Origin of the sequence: Myxococcus sp. AB025B, assembly GCF_006518215.1 — a bacterium.
Taxonomy (GTDB): domain Bacteria; phylum Myxococcota; class Myxococcia; order Myxococcales; family Myxococcaceae; genus Myxococcus; species Myxococcus fulvus.
In genome coordinates this window covers 1-25,517 of record NZ_SRLW01000069.1, presented here as the reverse complement: position 1 = coordinate 25,517, position 25,517 = coordinate 1, and the positions used below count along the sequence as shown (strand labels likewise).

The following is a 25,517-nucleotide window of genomic DNA, read 5'->3' as shown; positions in this document are numbered from 1 at the left end:
CGCGGGCCCGCGCGGGAAATGCCCGCGGTGCAAGTCGCCGGCCAGGGTGGCCTCGAACCCGGGCGTGGCACACCCCGCGGCCGGAGTCCCCTTCGTGGCGCAAACACTCCCGAGCCCTGGGACAACGGCGACCTGAGCCGGCGGGCGGACGGGCACACTCCTCGGTTCTCCCTCATCCCGAGGTCCTTCCGTGACACGCACCTATCGCACCCTAGGACTCCTTCTCTCGACGTTATGTCTCGCATCGCTGCCGGGTTGCGACGAGGACACACCCTCCCCGCCCGACGCGGGACACGACGCAGGCATCGATTCGGGCTCCGACTCGGGACACGACGCGGGTCCCTCCGCGGACCCCGACGCGGGCGGCGACGCGGGCCCCTATGTCTGGGATGGCACCTACGTCCCGCTTGAGGAGACGGGCGACATCGAGGACAAGGGCCTGCTGGCCACCTGCAAGTACGACCCGAGGACCGTCCCCGCCACCATCTGCAACGAGCTGGACCGCGCCGACCTCTTCGACTTGTCCCAGTGTGACCTGACGACGCTGGGCGCGCTCCCCCAGGCGGGCATCTACCAGGCTGAGCTACGGGGTGAGCGACTGCTGGCGGACGGCGGCACCCGCATCGTCCCGGCCGGGGCCGGGTTCCACCTGAAGGAGGATGGCGGCACGAGCACCCTGTTTGACAATCCCCTGCTCAAGCTCGACATGGAGGGGGACCGCTTCGTCCTGCAGGGCCAGCAGGCCCGGACCCAGACCGTCATCAACCTGACGGGCTGCGAGACGAAGGCGCCCAACATCCTCACCGGCTGCTTCGCATATTGCTCCCGCGGCAGGTTCTCCTTCGGCGGCACCTTCGAGGCCCACCGCGTGGCGCTGCAGGACGCCGAGCCCGAGTCCTCGGGAGGGCTCGAGCTGTTGTCCGAGCGCGCGGTCCCCACGGGCCACGCCGTGGACGTCCACGTCGCCAAGGGCCACGCCTACGTCGTCTCCATCTCCTTCCGGGAGGAGCAGGGGGGACTCGCCGTGTTCGACGTGAGCAACCCGCGAAGCCCCGTGCAGACCGCCGCCATCAGTCTGCCCGGCGACAACTTCTGGAACAGCGTGTGGGCCAAGGGCGACGCGCTGTACGTCGCGAGCAGCGCTTCGGGCTTCATCGTCTACGACATCTCCCGGCCCGCCGAGCCGCTCTTCGTGCGCAGCGTGGCCACGGGTGGCGCGGGAGGCGCGCACACGGTGCTGGTCGAGGGCAACTTCCTCTACGCCATGGACCCCATCTCCGGCACCTTCATCTACGAGCTGACCGACCCCTTCGACCCGGTGCTGCGCGCCGTCATCCCGGGAGGCCCCCATGACGCGTTCGTCTACGAGGGGCGGCTCTACCTGAGCGACTCCTTCGACGGCTACGCCATCCACGACCTCTCCAACCTGGAGGACATCCGCGAGCTGGGCCGCTTCACCCGCCCGGATGGCTACTCGCACCACAACGCGGTGGGCACCTTCGGCGGGAAGACCATCGCCTTCGAGGGCGGTGAGTTCAACGCCTCGCACGTGCGCGCGCTCGACGTCAGCGACCCCGCGAACATCGTGAAGATCGGCACCTACAAGCTGCGGCGGGTGACCTCCATGCACAACCTCATCCTGCGCGGCAACCTGCTGTACATCGCGTGGTACCACGAGGGCCTGCGCGTGGTGGACGTCTCCAATCCCACCCAGATGCGCCAGGTGGCGCACCACCACGTCTTCCGGGAGGCGGACCCGCGCCGGGCCGACAGCATCTTCGAGGGACTCTTCGGCGTGCGCCTGCCGGGCGACGGCTACGTCTACACCGCCGAGTCCTCGCGCGGGCTGATGATCTTCAACGAGCTGTGAGCCTTGCCGGCCCCCGGGGTGAGCCCGGGGGCCGGAGGCGAGGCACGCCGATATCCCAGACCTCGGCGGCCGCGACGGACGGGTGGGGTACGCTGCGGCCCGACTCCGTCAGCGAAGGTACCGCCATGACCGCGCAGCTCCACGACACCGTCGAGTACCGCAAGCACGTCTTCGAGCTCGCGGGCGTCCAGGGCACGGACCTGTTCGAGCCCTCCGCCCACGGGCTGAGGCCCTGGGCCATGTCGACGGCCTGTCAGCGGGGCTTCCTCTGCCGCTACCGCGTCGCGGACAAGCGGCTGCTGCTGGAGGAGCTGCGCATCGGCTTGTCCGCCCAGGAGGAACAGGCCGTCCGGGAGGGCCACGGCCCGGCGCTGTCCGGGCAGCTCGCCACCTATTCCAGCGAGACGCACGAGCGGGTCGTCTACACGCGCCTGCGCGCCCCCGTGGCCTTCACCGGGGGCCTGTTGCTGGTGGACGGCTTCAACCGACGCGCGCCCTTCCACGAAGGGCTCCACCCCGCCTGGGGACGCAAGCGCGCCCAGGAGCTCCTCTTCGAGGGAGGCCGACTGGTGGAGGAGCGGGACTGCGACGGAGTGATGGCGCGGGTGCACGAGCAGGCGCGCGAGAAGTCCCTGGAGCTGGAGCTCGCGCCCCACCGGGCGCTCGTCGCCCAGTGGCTCGCGGATGCGTTCCGCAGGGGCTACGGCGCGGCCTGAGCCGGGGCACGAACTGTCGGACCTGTCTCAGTTGCAGCCCTGGCCGGTCAGCCAGTCCACGCCCCGGGTCCGCGAGGCCGTGCCTCCCGAGCCCCCTCCATCCGTGTTCGAGAAGGACAGCGCCACGCTCGCGCCCGACGTCTGGTTCCTGATCTCCATCGTCAGGGTGTTGGGAATCAGCGCCGTGGTGTTCGGATAGCTCGCGCCGATGGTGTAGCGCAGCCGGCCGCTCGGCAGGCTCCCGCACCTGGCCATCTTGTTCTCGAGCTGCACCCAGTTGCCGCGGTTGAAGTTGGAGTCCTGCGGCACCAGGTTCGCCCGGCCGCCCCAGCCGCCCAGCTGCGAGCCGATGAGGTGCCCTCCGTCGTAGTCATTGCTGGGGTTCTCCGCATCGCCCCACCGCCCCACGCTCGTCTGACAGGCGTCGATGCGCGGCGCCGCGACGATGGCCGGCAGGTTCTTGTACGCCCGGCTCGGACGGCCCGCGGTGTCCAGGAAGTAATACTCACCATCGAAGTCGTGCCAGATGTTCCGGTCACTCGACGGAAAGTACTTCGGACAGTCCCGGATGGCCGCCGCGGTGACGTCCCCGTGGAGCACGTAGCCAACGCCGTACGGCGCCAGCGCCCCACGTATCTGCTCCTCGGTGTGGCTGTCGAAGAAGGCCATCAGGCCACCAGGCCCACCGAAGTCCTGCTCCAGCTCGCGGACGACGTCCTCCCCGCCCAGCTCCAGGCCCGGGTCTCCACAGCCGCCGAGCCACAAGACAGACACCACCGCAACGGAAAGCTTGCTCAGGATGCGCATCCTCTTGGCTCCCTCTGGGCCGACCTGCGTGACATCGGCCAGCGTGTTGACCAGGAGACATAGAGCCGAAATGCGTGAACTTCCAAAAAACTGAGAAGAACCGCGCCACCCCTCCTCCAGCGCTTGTTGCCACCCGACGCTCACGGCTTCCGTCGCAGGTTCAAGGCTCCACCAGCACGCGACAGCGCGGTAGGCCGAGGTGTGCGGGCCCACGCACCGCTCACGTGCATGTCACGTCATCGCCCTTGCGAACACGCTTTCAATGTAAAACCAGAAAGCATCACTCCCCCTCCACGCGGCCCGCGGGCAGCGTGAATCTGTTCGACCGGAAGAGACAACAATGCAACCACAGGCAGGCAAGTACACGGACGCAGGGTGGCCCAGGCCGCTCGCGCTCATCGGCGTAGCTCTTCTCCTCGTCACAGGTTGTTCGACGCCTTCGGCGGAGCCCTCGGACCTCGCCGACGCGAGGGCGGGCGCCGTCATCCAGGACGCCAACTTCGCCGACTCGGTCTTCGTCACCGGCCTGAGGGGTCCGACCACGATGACCTTCGCGCCCGACGGGCGCCTGTTCATCTCGGAGAAGAGCGGAGCGCTGCGCGTGGTCCAGAACGGCCAGCTGCTGGCGACGCCGTTCATGACGCTCGCCGTGGACACCGGCAACGAGCGGGGCCTGATGGGCGTCGCGTTCGACCCCAACTTCGAGAGCAACAATTATCTGTATGTCTATTACACGTCGGTGGACGGCAGCATCCACAACCGGGTCAGCCGCTTCACCGCCAACGGCAACGTGGTGGTGCCCGGCAGCGAGCTGGTGCTCGCCGACCTCCCGACGCTCGACGCCGCCAACCACAACGGCGGCGCGGTGCGCTTCGGGCCTGACGACAAGCTCTACGTCTCCGTGGGCGAGAACGCGGTCTCCTCCAACTCGCAGAGCCTGAACACGCCGCTGGGGAAGATGCTGCGCTTCAACTCGGACGGCACCATCCCCGCGGACAACCCGTTCCACGCGACGGCCACGGGGCTGGCGAAGGCGACCTGGGCCATGGGGCTGCGCAACCCGTTCACCTTCGACTTCCAGCCCGGCACGGGGCTTTTGTTCATCAACGACGTGGGTGAAGGCGGCTGGGAGGAGATCAACCGCGGCCAGGCCGGGGCCAACTACGGCTGGCCGATGACGGAGGGCTACTTCACCAACCGCCCGGGGCTCACGCAGCCGTTCTACGCGTACCCGCATGGCCCCGGCACGGCCGCCGGCAACTGCATCGCCGGGGGTGCCTTCTACAACCCGCGCGTCTCCGCGTTCCCCGGTGCGTACCTGGGGCAGTACTTCTTCGCGGACTACACCAACGACTGGATTTCGCGCATCCACCCGACGACCGGCGCCGTCTCCCTGTTCGCGACGGGCGTCTCGGGCCCGGTGGACCTCGATGTGGGTCCCGACGGCGCGCTCTACTATCTGGCGCGGGGCACGGGGCAGGTGGGCCGCATCGCGTACACGGCCGCGCTGCCGCCGACCATCGCGCAGCAGCCGGCGAACCTCCTGGTCTCCGTGGGCACTCCGGCGAGCTTCTCGGTGTCGGCGAGCGGCGAGCAGCCCCTCACCTACCAGTGGCAGCGCAACGGCGTGGCCATCTCCGGCGCCACGTCGGCGACCTATACGCTGGGCGCCGCGCAGCTCACCGACCACAACGCGCGCTTCCGCGTGGTCATCACCAATGGGATTGGGACGGCCACCAGCACGGAGGCCGTGCTGACGGTGACGTCCAACAAGCCGCCGGTGGCCACGATTGTCACGCCGGCCGTGGGCACGACGTACACCGCCGCCACGAACCTGGTGTTCTCCGGCTCGGCCAGCGACGAGGAGGATGGCGCGCTGCCGCCGAGCGCCATGACGTGGAGCATCGTGTTCCACCACGACACCCACACGCATCCCGCCATGCCCGACACCACCGGCATCGCGAGCGGCGACTGGCCCATCCCGAACATCGGCGAGAGCTCGGCGAACGTCTGGTACCGGGTGTGGCTCACGGTGCGGGATTCGATTGGCCTCACCCACACGACGTATCGCGACGTGCACCCCGTCACCGTCCCCATCACGGTGAGCAGCGTGCCTGGCGGGCTGCAGGTGTTGATGGACGGCCGTCCCGTCCCCTCGCCCCACGCCACGACGGGCGTGGTCGGCGTGCTCCGCTCGGTGGGCGTCGAGTCCCCGCAGTTCGCGAACGGGAAGCTCTGGGCGTTCTCGTCGTGGTCGGACGGCGGCGCGCAGTCCCACGCCTTCACCACGCCGGCCAGCGCGGTCAGCTTCACGGCCACGTTCACGGAGACCGCGAGCGGCAGCTGCTACCGCATCCAGAGCGAGCGCAGCGACAAGTGGCTCGCGGTGGACGGCGCTGGGAAGGTCGTGGCCAGCAGCACGGCGCAGACGGGCGGGCAGATCTTCCAGCTGGTCCCGGTGGGCTCGCGGTTCAAGCTCAAGGGGACGGGTGACACGTTCATGACGGTGGTGGACAACCAGCTGTCGATGAGCGGCAACTTCACCAGCGGGGAGTCGTTCACGCAGCACCCCTGTGGCTATGGCGGGCGCATGCGCGTCGGCTTCCAGGCCGCGGTGGGGACGGCGCCGCACTGGAAGGAGACGACGCCGGATGCGCCCATCCAGAGCGGCGACGGTGGCAACGGCGGCGCCTGCAACCCGGCGGATGGCGGCACGTGGGAGGGCTTCTATCTGGAGCCGGTGGCCTGCTCGGGTGGCACCACGGGCCCGGTGTGCGGCAACGGCGTCCTCGAGAGCGGCGAGCAGTGCGACGACGGCAACACCCAGTCGGGTGATGGCTGCGACGCGACGTGCACCCTCGAGAGCGGCAGCGCGGGCTGCGTGCGCATCCAGAGCGAGCGCAGCGACAAGTGGCTCACCGTGGATGGAGCGGGCAAGGTGGCCGCCATCAGCACGACGCAGGCCGGGGGCGAGGTCTTCGAGCTCGTCACCAGCGGCACGAAGTACAAGCTCAAGGGGGCGAGCGGCGCCTACGTGGCGGTGGTGGCGGACCAGCTCACCGTGAACGCCACGCTCGGCACCGCGGAGGCGTTCACCCGCCACGCGTGCGGCACCTTCGGCGGCCGCAATCGCTACGGCTTCGAGTCCTCGACGGGCACCGCGCGCAACTGGAAGGAGAACACGCTCGCCGCGCCCATCCAGAGCGGCAACGGCGGCAACGGTGGCATCTGCAACCCCACCGACGGCGGCTCGTGGGAGGGCTTCTATGTCGAGCCCGCGACCTGCCCGGTGACGGGAGGCTGAAGGCCCACGTCCCGGGGAGGCCCGCTCAACCGCGAGCCTTCCCGGGGCGCAGCAGCGCCCAGCCCAGGCAGATGCCGTAGATGGCGGCGGAGCCATGGACGGCGAACGCGTAGGCGAACGACACGCCCTGCCCCATCACCGTCAAGGCATCCGTGACGGGCATCACGACGGAGGCGACCACGAAGATGCCCGCCGCCTTGCGCTGACGCGCGGCCACCAGGCCGAAGAGCGCCAGCGCGATGCCGAAGTCCCGCCCGGCCTTGACGCTCATCCACGCAATCGCCTCCGTGCCCGTCAGGGGCAACCCGAAGCCACGAGCGACCTCCACCGGGTTCAGCAGGCCGCCCACGCTGAGGTAGAGCATGAAGCCCCCCAGGAGCAGCGTGAACAGGGCCGTGGGGGAACCGAGCCTCCAGGACAAACGCACTGACGTCGTATCCATGGCATCTCCTCGTGCTTCGAGCCGTGTGTTCATGCGGACAATCTGCCGCCCGGGGCTCGGGGGCGCCATCTCCGGTCGTCTCGATTCTTTGTCTGGAACGCTCACCACCTGAGCGCCTCGGGCAGCCCACGGCTATACTGGAGGCATGGACCCCATCCCTGGCTCCGACCTGCTCGGGCAGATCCTGGAACACACGCGGCTGAAGGGACGGCTCTACTGCCGCACCGTCGCGCGGGCCCCCTGGGGGCTGCGCATGGCGCCCACGCGGACGGCCACCCTGCACCTGGTCGTCGCGGGCACCTCCGTCCTCGTCCAGGGAGGCGAGACGCTCCCCCTGGGCCCTGGGGATGTCGTGCTGCTGCCGCGCGGAGATGGACACGCGCTCGCGGACTCGCCGCGCAGCCCGAAGATGGCGCTGGAGACCTGGCTCGCGACCCGGAGCGAGGACGCCTCCGCCTACGTGCTGGGAGGCTCCGGCGTGGAGTCCCGCCTGCTCTGCGGCTCCTTCGCGTTCGACGACCCGGGCGCGCACCCCGTGCTCCGCCTGCTCCCCGAGCGGGTGCATCTGCGGGGCGCGTCCGCGGAGGCACGGGCGCTGCTGCCCACCGTGGCCCTGCTCGACAGCGAGGCCTCGCGGGGCGAGCGCGGCTCGTCGCTCGTGGTGTCCCGGCTGCTCGACATCCTGCTGGTCCAGGTGCTGCGCGCCTGGGCCGAGACACAGCCTCCCGGCGGCGCGGGCTGGCTGGGCGCGCTCGGGGACAGGACGCTCGCGAGCACGCTGGGCTGGATGCACGCGGAACCAGGACGGAGCTGGACGGTGGACGAGCTCGCGAAGCGCGCCGGCACGTCACGGGCCACGCTGGCGCGTCGCTTCACCCACGCGGTGGGAATGGCGCCCCTGGAGTACCTCACCCAGCTGCGGATGCAGGAGGCGTCGCGCCAGCTGCGACAGGGCCAGGAGGGGCTCGCGGCCATCGCCAGTCGGGTCGGCTATGAATCGGAGTTCGCCTTCAACCGTGCCTTCCGCCGACACATGGGCGTGCCTCCTGGCGAGTACCGGCGGACCGCCCAGGGATGACGCGCGAGCTCGGCGCCGATGGGTCAACACCTTCACCGGTGGCACCACGATGCGGGCGGTGACGTCCCGCGCGGGACTCCGCCTTCAAACCCGACCACTCCTTCCAGTTCAAGGACGTGGGGGGCTCGGGGGCCGGAGGGGCGATGACCTTCGGCACCGAATCGGACACGGGGACCTGGAGCATGAAGCACGACGTGCTCACGCTCGCCGGGGCGCGGCGCACACGCCGCTACCTCCTGATTGGCGCGTCGCGCACGCCCGAGGGCAAACGCACGCTCTTCCTCATGCCCGAGCACTCGGGCTGGTCCCTCCAGCCCGGAGCCATCGGCGTGAGCGGTGAGCTGTACGTCGAGAAGGAGTGAGGCCTCCCGCGGGGCCGCGCGGGAGCCCTCGGTCGTCACTGGATGAAGAGGACGAACGTCTCCCACGCGCCGATGGCGGAGCGGTTGGCGTTGACCGCGCCCGAGGCGTTGCCGCCGCCGCCGTTCTCCGCCACCACGTACTGGCCATTGGACGCCTGGAGGGCCACGCGGTCCCCGGCCTGGAAGCGGCTCCTGCCCTCCAGGTTGATGAGGCGGAACGTCTCCCACCCCTGGGCCGCCGCGCGGTTCGCGTTGACCACGCCGCCACCACCATTCTCCGCCACCACGTACTGGCCGTTGGCCGCGCGCAGGTTGATGAGGTCGTTGTTGAGCAGCTCGCCGCCGTTCAGGTCCACGTAGCCGAAGCGCTCCCAGTCACCGATGGCCGTCCGGTCGGCGCCCACGAACGTGCCGCCCCCATTCTCCGCGACCAGGAAGTTCCCCGTGGCGGTGCGGAAGGCCAGCCGCGTGCCCGCGGCCTGCGGGTACAGCGCGAGCAGCGCCGTGACGTCGCTGCCCGTGAACTCGCCCGTCTCCGCCGAGCGGAAGCACGAGTTCATGATGGAGCCCCCCACCGACGCGGTGGTCGGCGTGCCAGGGATGTGGATGGCGCCGACTCCGCCATCGCCCTCGTTGCCCCCCGTCCCGCAGCTGATGGTCCGGTTGTAGAAGTCCGTGTGGCGGAAGCCGAGGGTGTGCCCGAGCTCGTGCGTGATGACGTGCTCGATGACGTCGACACCGTACTGGCTGAGCCGTCCACCGATGGTGATGGAACCGAATGGCAGGCCATTGGCCGGGAACCCCGCGACGCCGCCGTTCATGTTCGGGTCGAGGTTGGCCTGGATGGTGAAGCTGCAGCCGGGGCTCGGCGCGCGCGCCATCGTGAAGCGCGGGGAGCGCTCGTTGTAGTTCTGGATGGCCAGGTCCAGCGCCGTGCTGAACACCCCGGTGAAGGCGGGGCCGTTGACGCAAATCCTCGTCACGGCCGCGCCGACGAGGTTCGTCGTGCGGTACTGCTCCTCGGAGGAGCCGGAGGCCGTCACCATCTCGCGCGAGGCCTCCAGGGTGACCTCCGCGTCCCTGCCGACATAGACCGTCTCACCGACGACCTGGATGTCATTGGCGGGGAAGCCCGCCTGAATCAGGTTGTCGACAATCTCCTGCGTGGGTGCGGGCTGCTCGCCACAACCCCACGACAGGACACTGCTCGCGGCGATTGCAAAAATGAGAGACTTCAAGGACTTGGGGGTTGGAGACACGGGGCAACTCTTCGTGAAGGCTGGGCGACTGGAACCTGCGGCTGCTCGAGCCTTCTCGCGAGCAGGCCGCCACCGCCCTATCCCTCTCCGCACGCCCGCCGCGACGAAATCGCGTGAGCCGGGTGTCCACGTGTCGACTGGCGCTCACGGCGTCACGACGCCATGCAGCCAGGTTCCTCGACTTCACAATGTATCGGTATCGCGGTCCGAGAGCGGACGCCCCCACGTCAGCTCGCGCGCGCGTAGCGCCCCGGAGACTGGCCCACATGGCGACTGAAGGCCGTGGTGAAGGTGCTCGCCGAGCTGTAGCCCACGCGCTCGGCCATCACCGGCTCGAACCCGGAGATGGTGAGCCCGGCGTCGCTGGCGGCAGGACGAAGTCGCCCTCCTGGAGCGTGATGGGCGCCTGTCCGTCCACGGCGAGCCGACAGCTTCCTTATGACGGCAATGTACGAAGTCACGGGTGGGCGGTCCACGGGCTGACCAGCCGGGGCCTGTGGTTCTGGGAGCTCCAGCTCGTGGTGCTGTCATGGCCCCGTCTGGCCACGGTCATCATGGCCGTGCTGTCCAGCCAGGGGCAGCAGCAGCGCCGCGCGAGGCTCCCGCTCGGAAGCAGGAGCGTGCCGGCGGGCCACTGAGCCCACGCTCAGGGCTTGCGCCACCGGATGTCGATGCCCTTCACCCAGGCCTCGCGCCGGCCGTCACCCCGGTCCTCGGCGCGGAACACGAGCTCCCCGGCCTCGGCGTCGAAGACGAACTGCCGCGGCTGCACCTGCGCGTCATGCACGTCGAACGTGCCGAGGACCCGCTCGCCCTGCTGGACGACGAGCCGCCCACACCACTCGTGAGCGTGCGCGTCCAACGTGAGCGTCCCGGGTCGAGCGAGCGAGAACTTCGCCGACTCGTGGGCGGCCGCGAGGACGAAGAGCATGCCGTCGCGCTTCGTGTAGTTCCCACCGAGGCCCTGGGGAGGGTTCGGCTTGCGCAAGAGGGACAGGCAATCCAGCTTCGGACTCCCACCCCAGTCGATGACCTGCTGCGACACGACGGACAGGCCCTCCTTCTGCGCGTAGTGCGCGAAGAGTTCCTGGCTCATGAAGTTGCGGATGCCGGGGTTGTCCATCCACCGCCCGCAGGGGTTCGCGGTGTAGTTCGAGTGGTGGATGAACGCGTGCGCGTCCGGCGCCAGGACGCGGAAGAACTCGCGCAGGTAGGCCCGCACCACGTCGCTGTCGAAGTGGACCATCGCGTCGAAGCAGTAGGCCAGCGTCAAGGAACCGCTGCGCAGCGCCGCGAGGCTCGAACCGTCGTTGACGACGAAGGATATCTTCGAGTCCCGGCCCGCGAAGCGGCGACGACAGAAGGCGATGTTCTCCGGGTTGATGTCCACCACATGGACGCGCTCGGAGAGCGGCAGCAGGAATTCCGTGTTCCGGCCATGGCCCGCCGCCAGGTCCATGGTGGAGGTGAAGTCACACGCGCTGATGACGGGCCAGATGAGGTTCTTCCAGGCCTCCGGCATGAACGCCTCGACCTCGTCGTAGTACGCGTGCTCCTTCCAGTCGTCTCCAACCTCCTTGGCCAGCACGGCGACTGCCTCTTTCGACATGGATGTGGCCCTCTCCCAAAGGTTGGACGCCCCAGCAGACACAATCCGCCTCGGCGCAGCAAGCGGCCTGGACTGTTCACCGCTTGACAGACGCGACCCTCCATTCCAAGAACACCGAAGTGCCGCGCGCTTCGCGAGGTGCACGTTCGAGAACTGTCAGCTCCAGGAGAGCCAGTGGAAGGGCTCGCGGCTCGAGACCTGCGTCATCCGAGGCAGCAACCTCACGCGGGCGCAGCTCTCCTCCACCGCGCTCAGGGACGTGCGCTTCGAGGGCTCGAAGCTGATGGGCATCGACTGGAGCAACCTCGCGTCGAACCCCGAGCTGGGCTTCGTGGAGTGTGGCCTGTCGTATTGCTCGTTCGTCGGGCTGAGCCTGCGCAAGACGGACTTCCTGCGCTGCATCGCTCGGGAGTCGAACTTCTATGCTCTGGACCTGACGGACTCGGACTTCACGGGCACCGACTTGAGCGGCAGCAGCTTCCGGGGCTGCATGTTCACGCGCGTGGACTTCAGGGACACGCTGGGCACGTTCCTCGACCCGCAGCACAACAAGCGCAAGGACGTGCGGGTTCCGGTGGAGACGGCGGTCGCGCTCGCCCGGAACCTGGGCATGTTGGTGGCGGGCTTCCACGACGAGGCACCGAAGCGCGCGCCGAGGAAGGCCCGCTAGGGACTCAGTGCCTCCCCGCGCAATCCAGGAGCGGCTCGAGCACCGCGGCCAGGTCTCCTCTCACGTTGATGCTCCCCGTGAGGTAGCGACGCGTCTGGGGAAGGTAGAGCATGAAGCTCTGGTAGCCCGCGGTGGTGCCCAGGTGGCCGATGGCGACGACGCCCCGGGACTTGAGCCACATCCCTCCGAGCCCGTAGCCCACCAGGCGTGACTCGGGCTCGGGCGCGGAGCGGATGTTCATGCACGAGGAACACCGCTCCACACAGACGGTGTCACCTCAGGGGTGGATCAACACGAGGCTCGTTGGAATCGGGTCGGCCCCCACGAGACTCATCAGGGTCCAGAGCTTTCCATCCGCGCCGATGGCGAGCGCGGACCCCACCGAGGAGATACGGGTCCCCTCTCCAGTCCTCACCTGGAACTCCGGGTCCAGCGCCCCCGAGGGCGTCAGACGCACCAGCAGCCCGCCAAAACCACTGTCCTCCGTACCGAACCCCGCGGTGACATAGATACGGCCCGACGAATCCCGGGTGAACGCTCGAATCCCGAACGGACTGGCCGTGGTTCCCGTGACCTCCTTGATGTTCACCGACCCGTTCGTTCCGAACGTCAAATCCGGCGTGCCGTCGGCGCGATACGCAAAGAGGCTCTCGCCATTGCGGGCGAGGAACGTGTCGTCGGCGGCAACATGGAGAGTCAAACCCACACCGGGAATCTCTCCTCCCTGCCCGAAGCTCGTGTCGAGGTCTCCCGAGGAAAGCAGACGGATGAGCTTGCCAGGGGGGCTGGCCCCGATCCCCCCCAATGAAACCAGGATGCGCCCATCGGACTGGACCGAGATCGAGTTCACGCTGCCAAGGTCCCGCCGGATGCCATCGGTCCCGAAGCTGCTGTCACGAGCGCCCTCAGAGGTCAACTGGACGAGGTCGGGCACACCGCCCCCCATGCTCAACAACATCGCTCCGGAGGGGAGCGCGATGATGTTGTCGACGTTTCCATAACGCATGTCAGTGAATGACACGCACCCGCCTTCACCGAAGGTGGCGTCGGGCGTCCCCTCGCTCGCATGGGTTCGGCACACCCGCAGCCAGAAAGCCCCCTCGACGTTGCCGATGGCGGTCAGGACGCGCTGCTGGCCATCCAGGCCGATGGCCCCCTGCGTCGCTACCGCGCCATCGAGCAGCACGGTTTGCGAGAGCCCGGTCTCACCGACGGAGTACCGGACGAGCTCGACCACGCCTCGGACATTCCTCGAGTTGACATACGGCTGGCCTCTCCCGATGACGCCACCGGAGGCCAGGGGAACGAACTGCACCGGCTGGTCCTGGATCTTCTGCGGCCACCCCTCCACGAAGTCGCCCGGTCGGGGGCCGGTGGGCTCCGGCTCCGACGATGAGCACGCGATATTCAGAATAAACAGGGCTGCCGCCCAGCAACGAAGAGACTTGAACAAGGAGATCCCCCTGCACTGACACAATCGCCGGCCCTGAACCGAGCCTGCCTGCAAGGCTCGTTCGACGCAATGCAAATCATTGCAGTCCTGGCACAGAGTCCTGGTGTAGGACGCGACCATGCGCCCCAACTCAAGAGGACCGTCTCGAAGTCGCAGGTTGCTTCTGGCGGGCGGTGTCGCCGCACTGGGAGTGGTCCTACCCCCGCTCTCCGCCGCGGACCCCGCGTGCGTCCCCGGCGATCCCCGCCCCATCTGCAATACCACCGACCCGGAAGACCCGCCGGGCGCCCCGCCAGAAGGGCCCTTCTGGATCCACGAAGGCAAGCGCTTCTTCGTGATTGGTGCCTTCGACTACCCCACCACGGCCATCAACCCCGATGGAGGCCCCTCGCTCAACTTCCCCAACACCAACAAGACAGACCGCGCGCAAGGAGAGCTGGGACGCGTGGGCTTCAACACCATGATTCACGACATCCACGACTTGTCCCCGGCGGACATGGACAAGCTCGAGCAGCACGGCATGCACGTGCTCGCCAAGGCGTGGAACTGGGGCGCGCGAGGGACGCCGACGGGTGACTTGCACTGGGTGCGGGAGAAGGACGCCCAGCATCACATCGGGAGCGCGCTGGACATCAAGATCCAGGAACTGAAGAGCAAGCCAGCGCTCCTCGGCTATGACTCCATGGACGAGATGGGTTGGAACAAGGAGGGCGGAGGCCAGTTCGCACGGGTTGACGGAGGCGTGGACTGGGTGAAGACCGCGGAGAATCGTGCGCGGATTCCGACCCTCGGTGAGGCCGCGAGCTTCCGCGCCTTCGTCAATGAAAGGGACCCCGCCCACCCGGTGTATTACACGGAGATCGCCGCCAACAACGCCGACGCGGGCGTCATTCCCTGGGACGACGTGCCAGGCTTCTCCCCCGCGCAGTACCGGCAATGGAGGACCGCGGCGAACGCCTGGGGACAGGACCGGTATCCCATCACCCTCCAGGCCAACGGCACCTCCCTGCCGTTCCCCCAGGCCCCCCTGAATCACCCCGCCGAGAGCACCGAGGCCATGCGAGTGCTCCACGACGATGACTTCATGGCGCCCTATACCCCCGCGGGCCCCATCTTGATGGTGCTCCAGGGGCAAGGGTTCGCGGAGTGCTGCTCTTGGATGACCAATCCCGAAGGAATGATGGGCCGGCGCCCCAACTACACGGAGACGCGCTACATGGCCTATTCATCCATCCTCCAGGGAGCGCGCGGCATCTTCTGGTGGGGCGCGGACGTCATCGGGTATGAATCCCAGCTCTGGTGGGACATCAAGCGGGTTGCGGCCCAGCTTCGCTTCCTGGAGCCGGCGCTCACCTCCGACAGCCGTCCGGACCTGCTGCTCTCCTCCGGGCTGTTGGGCATGCAGCGCAAAGTCGGGCAGCGGAACATCATCATCGTCACCAACCCCACCCCCGCCACCGTCACCGGCCACATCCGCCCGGTCAATTGGTACAGCGCGAGGCCCGCCCGCCCGCTTTTCGAGAACCGCAGCCCCATCCCCTACAACTCCACCACGAGCGGATGGACAGACACCTTCGGCCCCTGGGAGGTCCATGTCTATACGGATCAACCCTTGAAGCGGCACAAGGATGACTTCGATGGAGACGGCACGTCCGACTTCACGTGGTATTGGCCCTCCCCCACCCTGTCCCAGGCGGGCATGCTCACGGTACAGGCCAGCGCGCTGCCCAGGCTCATGCGCTTCGCGGGAGGGATGCCAGGAGATGTCTCGCTCACGGGCGACTATGACGGCGACGGCATCACGGACCAGGCCCTGTACACTCCAGCTCCGCATGCCCATCAGCCCGGGTACTTCACGGTCTGGATGAGCCAGGGCCAACACTGGAGCTGGTTCGACCTGGGAGGGGTCGGCGCCATCCCGATCGCCGCCGATTATGATGGGGATGGCATCACGGACATCGCGGTGTACGAACGACTCGCGACCCCTCAGACGGACCCCGAAACGTCCCAGTTGATGTATGGCCATTTCGTCTGGAGATCGACCCAGACCGGGGGGCCGCTCCAGACGTTCCTCATCGGTGAGCCCGACGACACGCCCGTCGTCGGTGACTTCGACCATGATGGCCGGGATGACTTCGCCATGTACAAGGTCAAGACCAGCTGGGGTTGGGGCGGCTGGTTCACCGTCAGGAAGAGCCAGGCTAACATCTGGGATTGGGACGTCCTGGGACAGGAGGGGGACATCCCTGTCGTGGGCGACTACGACGGCGATGGGTTCAGCGACCTGGCGGTCTACACGCCACGCTGGCCGACGAATGACGGCGGTGGCTACTTCACCGTCGTCCGCAGCTCGACGGGCACGTCCCAAGTGCAGTTCCTCGGAGGGGTCGGTGACGTCCCCGTCACGGGCGACTACGACGGCGACGGGAAGACGGACTTCGCGGTCTACCGGCCTCGCACGAGCACTCCGGCGGCGGGTGGTGACTACACGGTCATCTCCTCGAGCACGGGCAACACGAGCGTGAAGAGCAGGCCCGGCGTGCGTCCGGGAGAGCTGCCCATGGGCCGGGCCTGGCAGCAGTAATCATCCCCCCATGGCGTGGTGGACTCGAATGTCCGCCACGCCGTGCGGCGGCGTGGGCTATCCGCAGGGCCCCCATGACGCGCTCCTGACGGACAACATCGACTTCGTGGATGGCCGGGACGAGTGGTTCTTCATCCAGCGGGGCCCGACGGCCTCCTGGTCCATCTCCGCGGACTGGGCCGGCAGCAACTTCTCCTGGAACCGGTCCACCCACAACTCCACCCCGGCCGAGCCCTTCATCGGTGACTGGCCCCTCGCGAACAACGGCGGCAGCAATGCCAGCCACCTCCTGGTCCGCGCCGTCGCCGGGCAACCCAAACACCGGGTCGCGCGCCGCACGTTCTGCTCCCACCGCGACATGCGCATGTCCAACCCCTGGGCGAACCACTGAGCCAGACGCGGGACACCTGGAGTCGGGGCCCCCGCGGGCTCCGGCTTCAGACTCGACTTTCGCCCTTTTGGGGTGGGATGCCCAAGCAGGGGGCCGAGAGGAGAGAGGGCTGAGGGTAGGTAAAGTGCGGCCATCGAGACCAGCTGAGAGAGGTGTCCGGCAAGACACGCCTCTTCCAGCACCTTCGAGGTCTGCGATGGCCGCTTCCCATTTGTATGCACTGCTTCGAGTCCTGCAGCTGGTTCGGCCGGCGTTCACCGAGCCCTCGTTCCTCCGCTTCCTGGTGCTGTTCGCCGGCTGGGTGTGCAGTGGAGGCACGCACGCCGTTACCGAGGCGCTGGTGGCCGCAGGAGTGTCGGGCGTGCAGCACCATGCGGCCTTCCATCGCTTCTTCTCCCGGACGCGGTGGAGTACGGACGAGGTAGGCCGACTGCTCCTGTTGAAGCTGGCTGCATTGGGACCCGTGCGGTTGGTACTCGATGACACCCTTTGCAGTCACAAGGGGCCGAAGGTTTTCGGCCTGGGCAGTCACCTGGATGCGGTTCGCTCCACCCGGGCCATGCGCGTCTTCTGCTTCGGCCACGTCTGGGTGACGCTCGCGGTGCTAGTGCACGTGCCCTTTGCCGCGCGCCCCTGGGCACTGCCCGTTCTCTTCCGGCTCTACCGCACCCAAGCCGAGTGCCAGAGGAGGGACATCCGGCACCGGAAGAAAACGCAGTTGGGCCGAGAGTTGGTTGAGCGTGTCCTCAGCTGGCTGCCAACGGGCCCTTTGGAACTGGCCGCGGACGAAGCGTACTCATGCAGCACCCTGCTCAAGGGGTTGCCGCAGCGGCTCGTCTTCGTCGGAGCCATGCGTCCAGATGCAGTGCTGACGCGCCCGCGCGTGCACCACTGCCGCTCGCCGAAAACGGGCCGCTGGCTGACGCGTGCCGGTGCCCAAGCCCGAGGCCCTTGCCAGAGATTCAGCACTCCCCTGGATGCGGCTGACAGCCCAGCTCTACGGCCGCTCGCAGCAGGTGGACTACAAGGAGGTGGTGGCCCGGTGGAGGAGTGCTGCCGGCGAGCGGATGCTCAAGGTGGTCGTCGTGCGGATGACAAGTGGAAGCCGCCCCCTGCGAGTCTTCTTCTGCACCGCCCCCTCCCTGTCTGCCCTCGAAGTGGTGGAACGGTATGCCTTCAGGTGGAGCATCGAAGTGCTCTTTCGGGACTTGAAGCAACTGCTTGGCTTCGCCGACTCGCGGGCCCGCCGTCGCCTGGCCGTGCTTCGCACCGCTCCCTTCGCTGGCTTGAGCTACACCCTTCTCGTCCTCTGGTACCTGGAGCTCACCGCCAACTGGCAACAGATGAGGTGGCCTCTGCGCCCCTGGTACACCACCAAGACCACGGTCAGCTTCGCGGATGTCCTCCGCCTGGCTCAATCCTCCCTGGCCCGGGCCGGCTGGCATTCGCCGCGTCGACTTCGCGCCAACTTACGTGCTACCTCTCGCGCCCCGCCATCTCAGGAGAGCGCGGAGTAGACCGCCGCGTTCTCTCCCTCGCTCTAAAAGGGCGAAAGTCGAGTCAGAGGCCGGGTCCCAGCGCCCCGGTGAGCGACTGTCCACCCTCGTGAAGGAGCGCGGCTGGCGTTGACCGCGGGGCGGCGCGATAGAGTCACGGCATGACGTACCTGGACCACGCGGCCTCCACGCCAGTGCATGAAGCCGCACTGGAAGCCATGCTGAGCGCGATGCGCGAGGGCGCAAGCAACCCCTCCTCCGTTCATGCGGCGGGACGCAAGGCCCGCGCCGCGTTGGACCAGGCCCGCATCGAGGTGTCCAGCTACCTGGGCTGCCTCCACGCCGAGCTCCGGTGGGAAGCCAGTGGCTCGGCCGCGCTGGGGCGCGCCCTGCGCTCGGCCCTGGCCCTCTCCTCGGGCCCCCTCGTCTCCAGTCGCCTGGAGCACCCCGCCGTACGGAACGTCGTCGAGGAGGCCGAGGCCTCCGGCCGTGAGGTGCGCTGGCTTCCCCAGCCGGCCGGAAGCCTGACACCCACCACGGCCACGCCACTGCTCGAAGGTGCCGCCGTGGTGGCCCTGTCCGCGATGAACCAGGAGCTGGGCACCGCCCCCGACCTCGCGCCGCTGATGGCGCTGGCTCCCAGCGCCTGGTGGGTGGTGGACGCGGTGCAGGCGGCGGCATGGAGAGACCTCCGCCCCCTGCTCGCGCCTCGCGTCTTCCTCGCCTGCGCCTCCCAGAAGCTCGGAGGACCTCCCGGTGTCGCGGCGCTCCGCGTGCCTCGCGAGCTGGCCTTCGCTCCCGCGGGCCGACGCGAGCCGCTCTTCCCCGACGCCCCCGGCACTCCGCCCTGGACTGCCGCCATCGGCATGGGCGCGGCCTGCCGCGTCCGCGCCCCCGCCCTGAGCGAAGGACTGCCACGTGTGAGGGCCCAGGCGGAGCGGCTGCTCGCGGGGCTCCAGCGAAGCTGCCCGGACCTCGTCCACAACACGGGGCCCGACTGGGTGGGCCCCATCCTGGATGTCTCGGTGCCCGGAGTGGAGGCACGCAGGATGGAGACCGCGCTCGACCTGCGCGGCCTGTGCGTGGCGAGGACCTCCGCGTGTCAGCAGGCGCGCGTGGTGGCCTCTGCCGTGGTGGCCGCCGCGTTCCCCGGGGCGCCATGGCGCGCGGACTCCGCCCTGCGCTTCAGCCTGGGACTCCAGACCTCCGAAGAGGACCTCGACGCCGCGCTGGAGGCCTGGAGTTCGGCCCTGTCGGAGCTCCGCCCCGCGACGTCCACCGGGAGCACATGAAGTCCCGCACGCGCCGGTGAGGGGAATTCCGGGCGAGCTCCGTTCAGGGGCAAGGGACGAGCCCATTCCGGGCGCCTTCCCCGAGAAGGAGCTTCGTTCCATGTCGCCGATTCCATCCCGGCGTCTCGCGCTCGTGTGTCTCTCGTTGGTGGCCGCCACGGCCTGCATGACCGGCCCGCACAACGGCACCACCACCGGAGACCCGGTGATTGGTGAGACCTTCCTGTTCGAAGGCTACTACCCCGAACCCAACATCCCCATCTCGCTCCAGGTCATGAACAATCCAGGCCTGGACCCGACCGTGGACTCCAACTGGAGCCAGTTCGCCACGGCCACGACCGTCACGACCCCCACCCCTTTCAACAGCGCGGATCCGCTCTTCCGCTGGAGCGTCACCGCCGCGCCGGTGCCGCACATCGGCTTCTCGCTGCGTTGGTCCACCGGCGGCCTGGTGAAGGTGCGCGCGGTGGCCAAGGACCCGGACGGCGACACGACGCTCTACACCTTCGACGACATCACCTATCCGGGCTGCTTCGCCGCCAACGTCAACGAGCCCTGGAACGTGCTCGGCACCGAGTGCCAGGGCGTGGGCCTCAACCGCTCCGCCCTGGTCTCCACCCGCAACAGCCCCGTCGACGCGGCCCCGGGCGCGCGGACGGTGTTCCTGGGCAAGAAGCAGAGCGGCCTCGCGAGCCAGGCCGCGGAGGAGGCGGAGACGCTGCAGTACTACGCGCAAATCCAGGCGCCCGCGACGCTCGCCGCCTTCCGCACGAAGTTCGGCTTCCCCAACAGCGAGGTCACCGCGACCTACTACAACGACGGTGACCTGGGCATCGGCCGGGAGATGCACTGCCGCTCCTTCCCCGTGCCGTCGCAGCCCGATGGCGTCGCCTGCTACGTGAGCAACTACGCCGAGCAGCTCAACGGCGTGCCCGTCTTCGGCGGCAGCTCCGCCATCGCGCTCGCGGACGCGGTGAGCCGGACGAACGAGTTCGCCACCGTGGCCATGGTCTTCACCCCGCCCGCGAACACCGCCAACAGCGTCCAGTTCATGGTGTACGACGCCCAGGGCGCGCTGGCCCCCAAGGCGCAGCTCGACAACGCGGCCGACAACACCTTCGTGCCCGGCAACTGCCTGACGTGTCATGGCATCCGGGCGACGTACAACCCGGTCACCAACTCCGTGTCCGCCCAGGCGAAGTTCCTGCCCTTCGACGTCTTCGCTTTCAGGTACTCCAACGCCCCGGGCTTCACCTACGCCGAGCAGGCCAACGCGCTGCGCTCCCTCAACGACCTCATCACGAGGACCTCGCCCACGACGGCCATCACCGACTTCATCACCGGCATGTACGCGCCCAAGGCGGTGAGCGACGTGACGGCGATGGCCAATGACACCTACGTGCCCACCCAGTGGAAGCAGACGAAGCAGAAGGGACTGGCGCTCTACAACGGCGTCGTGAAGCCCTACTGCCGCACCTGCCACATGTCCGCGGGGGACGGCAGCGCGTTCCTCGACCAGGCCGTCTTCGAGGCCTACGCGCCCATCATCAAGACGGAGGTCTGCGGCTCGGGCACCACGCGCACCATGCCCCAGGCGGAGCACGTGATGCGCAAGTTCTGGAAGAGCGGCGCGCGCGCCTACCTCGACCTGGGCCTGAACCTGCAATCCCACTGCAGGCCGTAGCGCCACACGCCCCGCTCCGGAAGGCACCGTCCCTCCGGAGCGGAGGTGTCACGGGGACTACGGCCCCGTCAGCCGGCTGAAGGTGAACGAGGGGCGGTTCCACGTCCCGCCCGGGAAGCTCAGCGACAGGGACGAGGACACGGCGCCGGGCGCTCCCACCGAGCCGGAGACGGAGAGCGTGCCCACGGGGATGGACGACGTGGACGGCGTGCCGCCGCAGCCCGGGCAGAGGTTCGTGCCGGTGACATACGTCAGCGGGAACGACAGCGTCGTATACGGGCTGGTCGCCACGCCCTGCACCCACACGGGCGTGCTGCCCTGGTAGACGGTGAGGTTGGCGAAGTGGGTGTTGCCCATGCTGTGGACCGTGGCGCCCCAGCCGGACTCGGTCGCCTGGTACCAGGCCCCCGTCAGGTTCATCACCGGCGTGCCGCTGGCGAACGCGAAGAACTGCACCGGCTCGCTGCCCGACAGCGCCCCCAGGCTCCAGTGGAAGGTCCACGCTCCGGCGCTGTGCGTGAAGCGCATGCCGCCCACCGTCGTCAGCGTCGCGCTCGAGCCATTCCACGACGCGCGCAGCAAAGCTCCCCGCCACTCGCCAGGCTCGGCCTGCAGGTGGCTCACGTACCAGATGGGGGTGCCCGAGGCGGTGTACGTGTACCAGGTGACGTAGAGCGCGTCGGGCGCGGTGTGCTGGATGTCCAGCCCGTTGCCCGGGCGCGAGGCGTTGTACCAGGTGCCCTGCTGGGGGCGCGGCGGCAGGTTCGTGTAGACGGCCGCGGCCGCGTTGATGAGGCCGGAGCCGCAATGGGCGCCACAGCCCGGAACCAGCGTCGCCGTGCTCCTGAGGCGCGCGGCGACCTGCGCGGGGGTCATGGACGGCTTCTGCGACAGGATGAGCGCCGCGAGGCCCGCCACGTGCGGCGCCGCCATGGACGTCCCGCTCAGGTAGCGGTGGCAGTAATCCCCTGGCAGCAGCGCGCCGTGCGGCTTGCCGATGGCCCAGGGCGCGACAATCTGGTCCGTGCCCGAGTACGGGTCCCACGTGTTCGGGTCATTGGCGGGACAGCCGATGCCCTCGCCGAAGAAGCCGGAGCTGGCGGTGCCGCCCGGCGCCATCAGGTCCACCCGGGAGCCCCCGTTGCTCCACGCCGCCCGCGTGTTCGTCTTCGTGGTGGCGCCCACGGCGAGCACGCCGTTGCAGGAGGCCGGCGTGACGTTCGCGGCCTGGAAGCCCTGCACGCCGTCATTGCCCGCGGCGGCCACCACCACCACGTTCTTGGAGACGGCGTAGCTCACCGCGCTCTGGATGTCGGGATAGTTCGAGCAGGGATAGGTGGCGGAGGGATTGCCGGCATCATACGCCGTGCCGAAGCTCATGTTGATGACGCGCGCGCCGTGGTCCGCCGCGTACCGGATGGCCTCGTCCACGGTGGACAGGGTGACGCCGTTGCCCGTGTTGGAGACCTTGACGGGCATGAGCTGACAGCCCCAGCAGATGCCCGCCCCGCCCACGCCGTTGTTCGCGCGCGCCGCCAGGATGCCCGCCACGTGGACGCCGTGGTGGTAGGTGTTCGTGTCGTAGGGGTTCGCGTCCCCCTCGCCGAAGTCGTAGCCCGGGGTCCACGCGCCCTGCAGGTCGGGATGGTCCAGCCGGCCCGTGTCCAGCACGGCGATCTTCACGTTGCCCGTGACGGTGTTCCACGCCGAGGGCAGGCCGATGGCCGGGGCGTTCCACTGCAGCGGGTAGAGCGGGTCCGACGGCGTGGCGAAGAACTCCAGGTACAGGTTCTCGTGCGCGTACTCCACGCCCGGGTCCTCGCGCAGCGCGGCGATGGCCTCCAGCGTGCGCGCCTCCTCCTCCGCGATGGACGCCGCCGGGCGCCCCACCTCCGGCTCCAATGACATCACCACCGCGCCACTCGAGAGCGCCTGGACGTGCGTGGAGCGGAACCCTCGCACGGTGGGGAGCGCGTCACCGGAGAGGCCCCGGACCGAGTCCTTGAGCTTCACGATGGCCTGCCCCGGGACGAAGCGTCGCTTCGCGGCGCTCGGAGCCGGCGGCGCCTCCGGGGGCGCGGCGGGTTCGGCGCCACAGGCGCTCCACAAGAGGGATGTCAGCACCAGCGGGACAAGACACACGCGTGCCAGGTTCGTCACTCGACCTCCACTGAGAGGGGATGGAAGGGACACCAAGCCAGACGGACACGACGCGGGTCAACCCCGCGCCTGGATGAAAATCCTTATCATCCAGAGCAGGGCCCCTCACCCCGGACGGGGCATGACACGTCCCAGGTCGCGTCCAATCACAGCCCTCCGCCCATCCCTCGCGTCGCGCCCCCGCGGGGCGGCGCCCCGGTCAAGCCGTGCTTCGGCGTGAGCCCCCCGGGGTCTGTTCCACGGCGGCCAGGAGCGCCACTTTCGATACGGCGAGGTGACACACCGTCACCTCGGAACCCGAGAAAACATGCACCCAGCACCTTGTCGCGGCACCGATTCTCTCGCAGGCTGAGCCACGCATTACCCATCTTCAGACACCCTGCGAGGAGCAGCGGCGAGGAACGTTCGCGGTTCGATGGGGCTTCTGGGTTGTGCACACCTTCGAGTTCGTGGGCTTCCAGTCGAGCAGGCCCATCCGGTCCCTCTTCGTCGACACGACGGGTGGCGCCTCCGAGAATGAAGGCATCGCCGCCATCTGGACCGCGCCCTGAGGTCCACTCCAGCGCCCGGAGCCACCCCGCTCCGGGCGCTGCCGCGCACGGCCGTCAATCGAACTCGAGCGCCCGCTGGAAGTCGGCGGGGTTGGAGGCCGCGCTCTGCGCCGTCTCCAGGGTGATGATGCCCTCGCGGTACAGCTGCGTCAGGTGCTGGTCGAAGGACTGCATGCCGAACATGTCGCGGCCCTTCTCGATGACGTCCTTGAGCTCGCTGGCGCGGTCATCCCGGATGTACTGCTCCACCGTCTTGGTCTGCACCATGATCTCCAGCGCCACCGTGCGGCCCTTGCCGCTGGCGCGGGGCAACAGGCGCTGGGAGATGGTCCCCTTGAGGCAGTCCGCCAGGCGCATGCGCACCATGGTCTGCTCCTCGGCGGGGAACACCGACACCAGGCGGTTGATGGTGCGCGAGGCGTCCGTGGTGTGCACCGTGGAGAGCACCAGGTGGCCCGTCTCCGAGGCCTTCAGCGCGATGTCGATGGTCTCCGTGTCGCGCATCTCGCCCACCAGGATGACGTCCGGGTCCTGGCGCAGCGCCGCGCGCAGGGCGATGGCGAAGCCCTTGGTGTCCGGGCCGATCTCCCGCTGGGAGATGGAGGACTTGATGTTCTTGTAGATGAACTCGATGGGGTCCTCGATGGTGAGGACGTGCAGGTTCTCCGTGCGGTTGATGTGGTCGATCATCGACGCCAGCGTGGAGCTCTTGCCCGAGCCCGTCGCGCCCGTCACCAGCACCAGCCCGCGCTCGTTGCCTGCAATCTTCTTGAGCACCTGCGGCAGGCCCAGCCCGTCGATGGTGGGAATCTCATCCGGGATGATGCGCAGGATGCACGCCAGCGAGCCGCGCTGCCGGTAGATGTTGACGCGGAAGCGCGCGACCCCCGGGAGGCTGTACGAGGCGTCGCACTCCTGCAGCTGGTCGATCTGCGGCTTGATGGCCGGGTCGGAGATGACGTGGATGGCCACCTGGCGGGTGTGGTCCGCGTGGAGCTTCTCCATCTTCAGCGGGCGCAGCACGCCGTTCACCCGGTAGATGGGCGGGTCGCCGGGCCTGAAGTGGATGTCCGAAGCGCCGTTCTGTACGCCAACCGTCAGGAGCTTGTTCAGTGTTGCCAGGTCCAGGTGAAGACCTCTCGGATGTGGAAGGCTTTGACTCTAGGCGAACCCGCAAACCCTGCCCACGGTGGGCATCGGTGCGCGCCAGACGCCCTTGTCAGCGCTGACCCGCCTGGGTTGGGGAAGATTTCAAGGCCTCGCCCTTCCCGAATGATGACCCAGACACCCCGCCTCCCCTGGAGCCCCTCGCATGCGAAGCCTGCAACGCCTCACTTCACCTGCCCTCGTGGCGGGACTCCTCCTGCTCAAAGCCACGCCCGTGCTCGCCCAATCCCTGCACTCCGAGCGCGGAGGACTCCACGCCAGTCCGCTCGCCCATCGCGCATCCCTCACCGCGACGACGCTGGACCCGCTGCGCTCGCTGGCCATCTCCGACCACGCCACCGTTTCAACCGCTTCGACCTGGCCCCGGTGGACGGCGCCCACTGCGGCGAGTACCGCATGTCCTTCGCGCGGTTCGTCCCGGCCCCGCAGGTGCGCTCCCGCAACCGCTTCATCCTGGAGGGCGCGCTCCCCAATCCCTCACCCGGGCTGGGGCTGGAGGGTTGCCGTCCGGTGGCCCAGGCGTGGGCAGCACTCTCCACCCTGGAGGACGCCGCCGAGCGGCGGGCGCTCCTGGACGCGCTCTTCTTCGAGGGCCTGGCCCCGGGAATCCCGCCCGTCATCC

General features: G+C 68.6%; 22 protein-coding genes and 2 pseudogenes. 15 read left to right on the top strand and 9 right to left on the bottom strand.

The window, feature by feature from the left end:
- Positions 1 to 190 precede the first annotated feature (190 nt).
- Positions 191 to 1,870, top strand: coding sequence for an LVIVD repeat-containing protein (locus tag FL311_RS14175; RefSeq protein WP_141325675.1), 1,680 nt, complete (start codon positions 191 to 193; stop codon positions 1,868 to 1,870).
- A 125-nt stretch (positions 1,871 to 1,995) separates the two neighbouring features.
- Positions 1,996 to 2,586 carry a hypothetical protein gene (locus FL311_RS14170; RefSeq protein ID WP_153882681.1) on the top strand — a complete coding sequence of 197 codons (591 nt, stop codon included), beginning with the start codon at positions 1,996 to 1,998 and terminating at the stop codon, positions 2,584 to 2,586.
- A gap of 27 nt (positions 2,587 to 2,613) precedes the next feature.
- Here the strand turns inward: FL311_RS14170 and FL311_RS14165 are convergent, their stop codons facing one another.
- Positions 2,614 to 3,393: a DNA/RNA non-specific endonuclease gene (locus FL311_RS14165; RefSeq protein ID WP_141325674.1), complete on the bottom strand. Its 780-nt coding sequence runs from the start codon at positions 3,391 to 3,393 to the stop codon at positions 2,614 to 2,616.
- A gap of 340 nt (positions 3,394 to 3,733) precedes the next feature.
- Here FL311_RS14165 and FL311_RS14160 point away from each other — a divergent pair, with 340 nt between their 5' ends.
- On the top strand, positions 3,734 to 6,697 hold the full coding sequence (locus FL311_RS14160) for a PQQ-dependent sugar dehydrogenase (RefSeq protein ID WP_141325673.1): 2,964 nt from the start codon (positions 3,734 to 3,736) through the stop codon (positions 6,695 to 6,697).
- A gap of 25 nt (positions 6,698 to 6,722) precedes the next feature.
- Here FL311_RS14160 and FL311_RS14155 read toward each other — a convergent pair whose 3' ends face one another.
- Entirely contained in the window at positions 6,723 to 7,139 is a 417-nt protein-coding gene (locus tag FL311_RS14155; protein ID WP_141325672.1) for a DUF4267 domain-containing protein, read from the bottom strand.
- Between the two features lie 145 nt (positions 7,140 to 7,284).
- Between FL311_RS14155 and FL311_RS14150 the strand changes: the two genes are divergently transcribed.
- On the top strand, positions 7,285 to 8,217 hold the full coding sequence (locus FL311_RS14150; RefSeq protein ID WP_141325671.1) for an AraC family transcriptional regulator: 933 nt from the start codon (positions 7,285 to 7,287) through the stop codon (positions 8,215 to 8,217).
- 143 nt (positions 8,218 to 8,360) lie between these two features.
- A complete protein-coding gene (locus FL311_RS14145) occupies positions 8,361 to 8,579 on the top strand; it encodes a hypothetical protein (RefSeq protein WP_141325670.1) in 219 nt (72 codons plus the stop codon).
- 35 nt (positions 8,580 to 8,614) lie between these two features.
- On the opposite strand, the gene FL311_RS46110 is transcribed toward FL311_RS14145, so the two are convergent.
- Positions 8,615 to 9,838, bottom strand: coding sequence for a M57 family metalloprotease (locus tag FL311_RS46110; protein WP_305036151.1), 1,224 nt, complete (start codon positions 9,836 to 9,838; stop codon positions 8,615 to 8,617).
- Positions 9,839 to 10,065: 227 nt separating this feature from the next.
- A complete protein-coding gene (locus tag FL311_RS14135) occupies positions 10,066 to 10,164 on the bottom strand; it encodes an AraC family transcriptional regulator (RefSeq protein ID WP_228556866.1) in 99 nt (32 codons plus the stop codon).
- A gap of 72 nt (positions 10,165 to 10,236) precedes the next feature.
- On the opposite strand from FL311_RS14135, the gene FL311_RS14130 reads away from it, so the two are divergent.
- Positions 10,237 to 10,476, top strand: a complete 240-nt coding sequence (locus FL311_RS14130; RefSeq protein ID WP_141325669.1) for a hypothetical protein — start codon at positions 10,237 to 10,239, stop codon at positions 10,474 to 10,476.
- A gap of 8 nt (positions 10,477 to 10,484) precedes the next feature.
- On the opposite strand, the gene FL311_RS14125 is transcribed toward FL311_RS14130, so the two are convergent.
- Positions 10,485 to 11,447, bottom strand: a complete 963-nt coding sequence (locus tag FL311_RS14125; RefSeq protein ID WP_141325668.1) for a class I SAM-dependent methyltransferase — start codon at positions 11,445 to 11,447, stop codon at positions 10,485 to 10,487.
- On the opposite strand from FL311_RS14125, the pseudogene FL311_RS45935 reads away from it, so the two are divergent.
- Positions 11,446 to 11,697: pseudogene (locus FL311_RS45935) on the top strand (pentapeptide repeat-containing protein); the annotation flags it as partial. The gene FL311_RS14125 and the pseudogene FL311_RS45935 sit on opposite strands and share 2 nt — an antisense overlap.
- A gap of 33 nt (positions 11,698 to 11,730) precedes the next feature.
- Positions 11,731 to 12,117: a pentapeptide repeat-containing protein gene (locus FL311_RS45930; protein WP_255510337.1), complete on the top strand. Its 387-nt coding sequence runs from the start codon at positions 11,731 to 11,733 to the stop codon at positions 12,115 to 12,117.
- A gap of 4 nt (positions 12,118 to 12,121) precedes the next feature.
- Here the strand turns inward: FL311_RS45930 and FL311_RS14115 are convergent, their stop codons facing one another.
- Both FL311_RS14115 and FL311_RS14110 read right to left on the bottom strand, forming a co-directional pair.
- Positions 12,122 to 12,358, bottom strand: coding sequence for a hypothetical protein (locus FL311_RS14115; protein ID WP_141325666.1), 237 nt, complete (start codon positions 12,356 to 12,358; stop codon positions 12,122 to 12,124).
- 36 nt (positions 12,359 to 12,394) lie between these two features.
- Complete coding sequence (locus tag FL311_RS14110; protein ID WP_194869199.1) at positions 12,395 to 13,570, bottom strand: hypothetical protein; 1,176 nt, start codon at positions 13,568 to 13,570, stop codon at positions 12,395 to 12,397.
- Positions 13,571 to 13,904: 334 nt separating this feature from the next.
- On the opposite strand from FL311_RS14110, the gene FL311_RS14105 reads away from it, so the two are divergent.
- From FL311_RS14105 to FL311_RS14080, 6 genes and pseudogenes are all read left to right on the top strand, one after another.
- Positions 13,905 to 16,154, top strand: a complete 2,250-nt coding sequence (locus FL311_RS14105) for a VCBS repeat-containing protein (RefSeq protein ID WP_141325664.1) — start codon at positions 13,905 to 13,907, stop codon at positions 16,152 to 16,154.
- Positions 16,155 to 16,182: 28 nt separating this feature from the next.
- Positions 16,183 to 16,545, top strand: a complete 363-nt coding sequence (locus FL311_RS14100; RefSeq protein WP_141325663.1) for a hypothetical protein — start codon at positions 16,183 to 16,185, stop codon at positions 16,543 to 16,545.
- A pseudogene (locus FL311_RS46270) lies at positions 16,430 to 17,407 on the top strand (transposase); the annotation flags it as partial. The gene FL311_RS14100 and the pseudogene FL311_RS46270, both read left to right, overlap by 116 nt.
- Positions 17,408 to 17,522: 115 nt before the next feature.
- Positions 17,523 to 18,062: a transposase gene (locus tag FL311_RS14090; RefSeq protein ID WP_141325662.1), complete on the top strand. Its 540-nt coding sequence runs from the start codon at positions 17,523 to 17,525 to the stop codon at positions 18,060 to 18,062.
- Positions 18,063 to 18,202: 140 nt separating this feature from the next.
- A complete protein-coding gene (locus tag FL311_RS14085) occupies positions 18,203 to 19,333 on the top strand; it encodes a cysteine desulfurase family protein (protein ID WP_141325661.1) in 1,131 nt (376 codons plus the stop codon).
- Between the two features lie 100 nt (positions 19,334 to 19,433).
- Entirely contained in the window at positions 19,434 to 21,017 is a 1,584-nt protein-coding gene (locus FL311_RS14080; protein WP_141325660.1) for a hypothetical protein, read from the top strand.
- Between the two features lie 57 nt (positions 21,018 to 21,074).
- Here FL311_RS14080 and FL311_RS46105 read toward each other — a convergent pair whose 3' ends face one another.
- Complete coding sequence (locus FL311_RS46105; protein ID WP_141325659.1) at positions 21,075 to 23,177, bottom strand: S8 family serine peptidase; 2,103 nt, start codon at positions 23,175 to 23,177, stop codon at positions 21,075 to 21,077.
- Between the two features lie 605 nt (positions 23,178 to 23,782).
- Positions 23,783 to 24,829 (bottom strand): type IV pilus twitching motility protein PilT, encoded by a 1,047-nt coding sequence (locus FL311_RS14070; protein ID WP_223745852.1) that lies wholly within the window; start codon positions 24,827 to 24,829, stop codon positions 23,783 to 23,785.
- Between the two features lie 462 nt (positions 24,830 to 25,291).
- Here FL311_RS14070 and FL311_RS14065 point away from each other — a divergent pair.
- Positions 25,292 to 25,517, top strand: a 226-nt coding sequence (locus FL311_RS14065) for a hypothetical protein (protein WP_305036150.1), incomplete at its 3' end; no start/stop codon positions are given.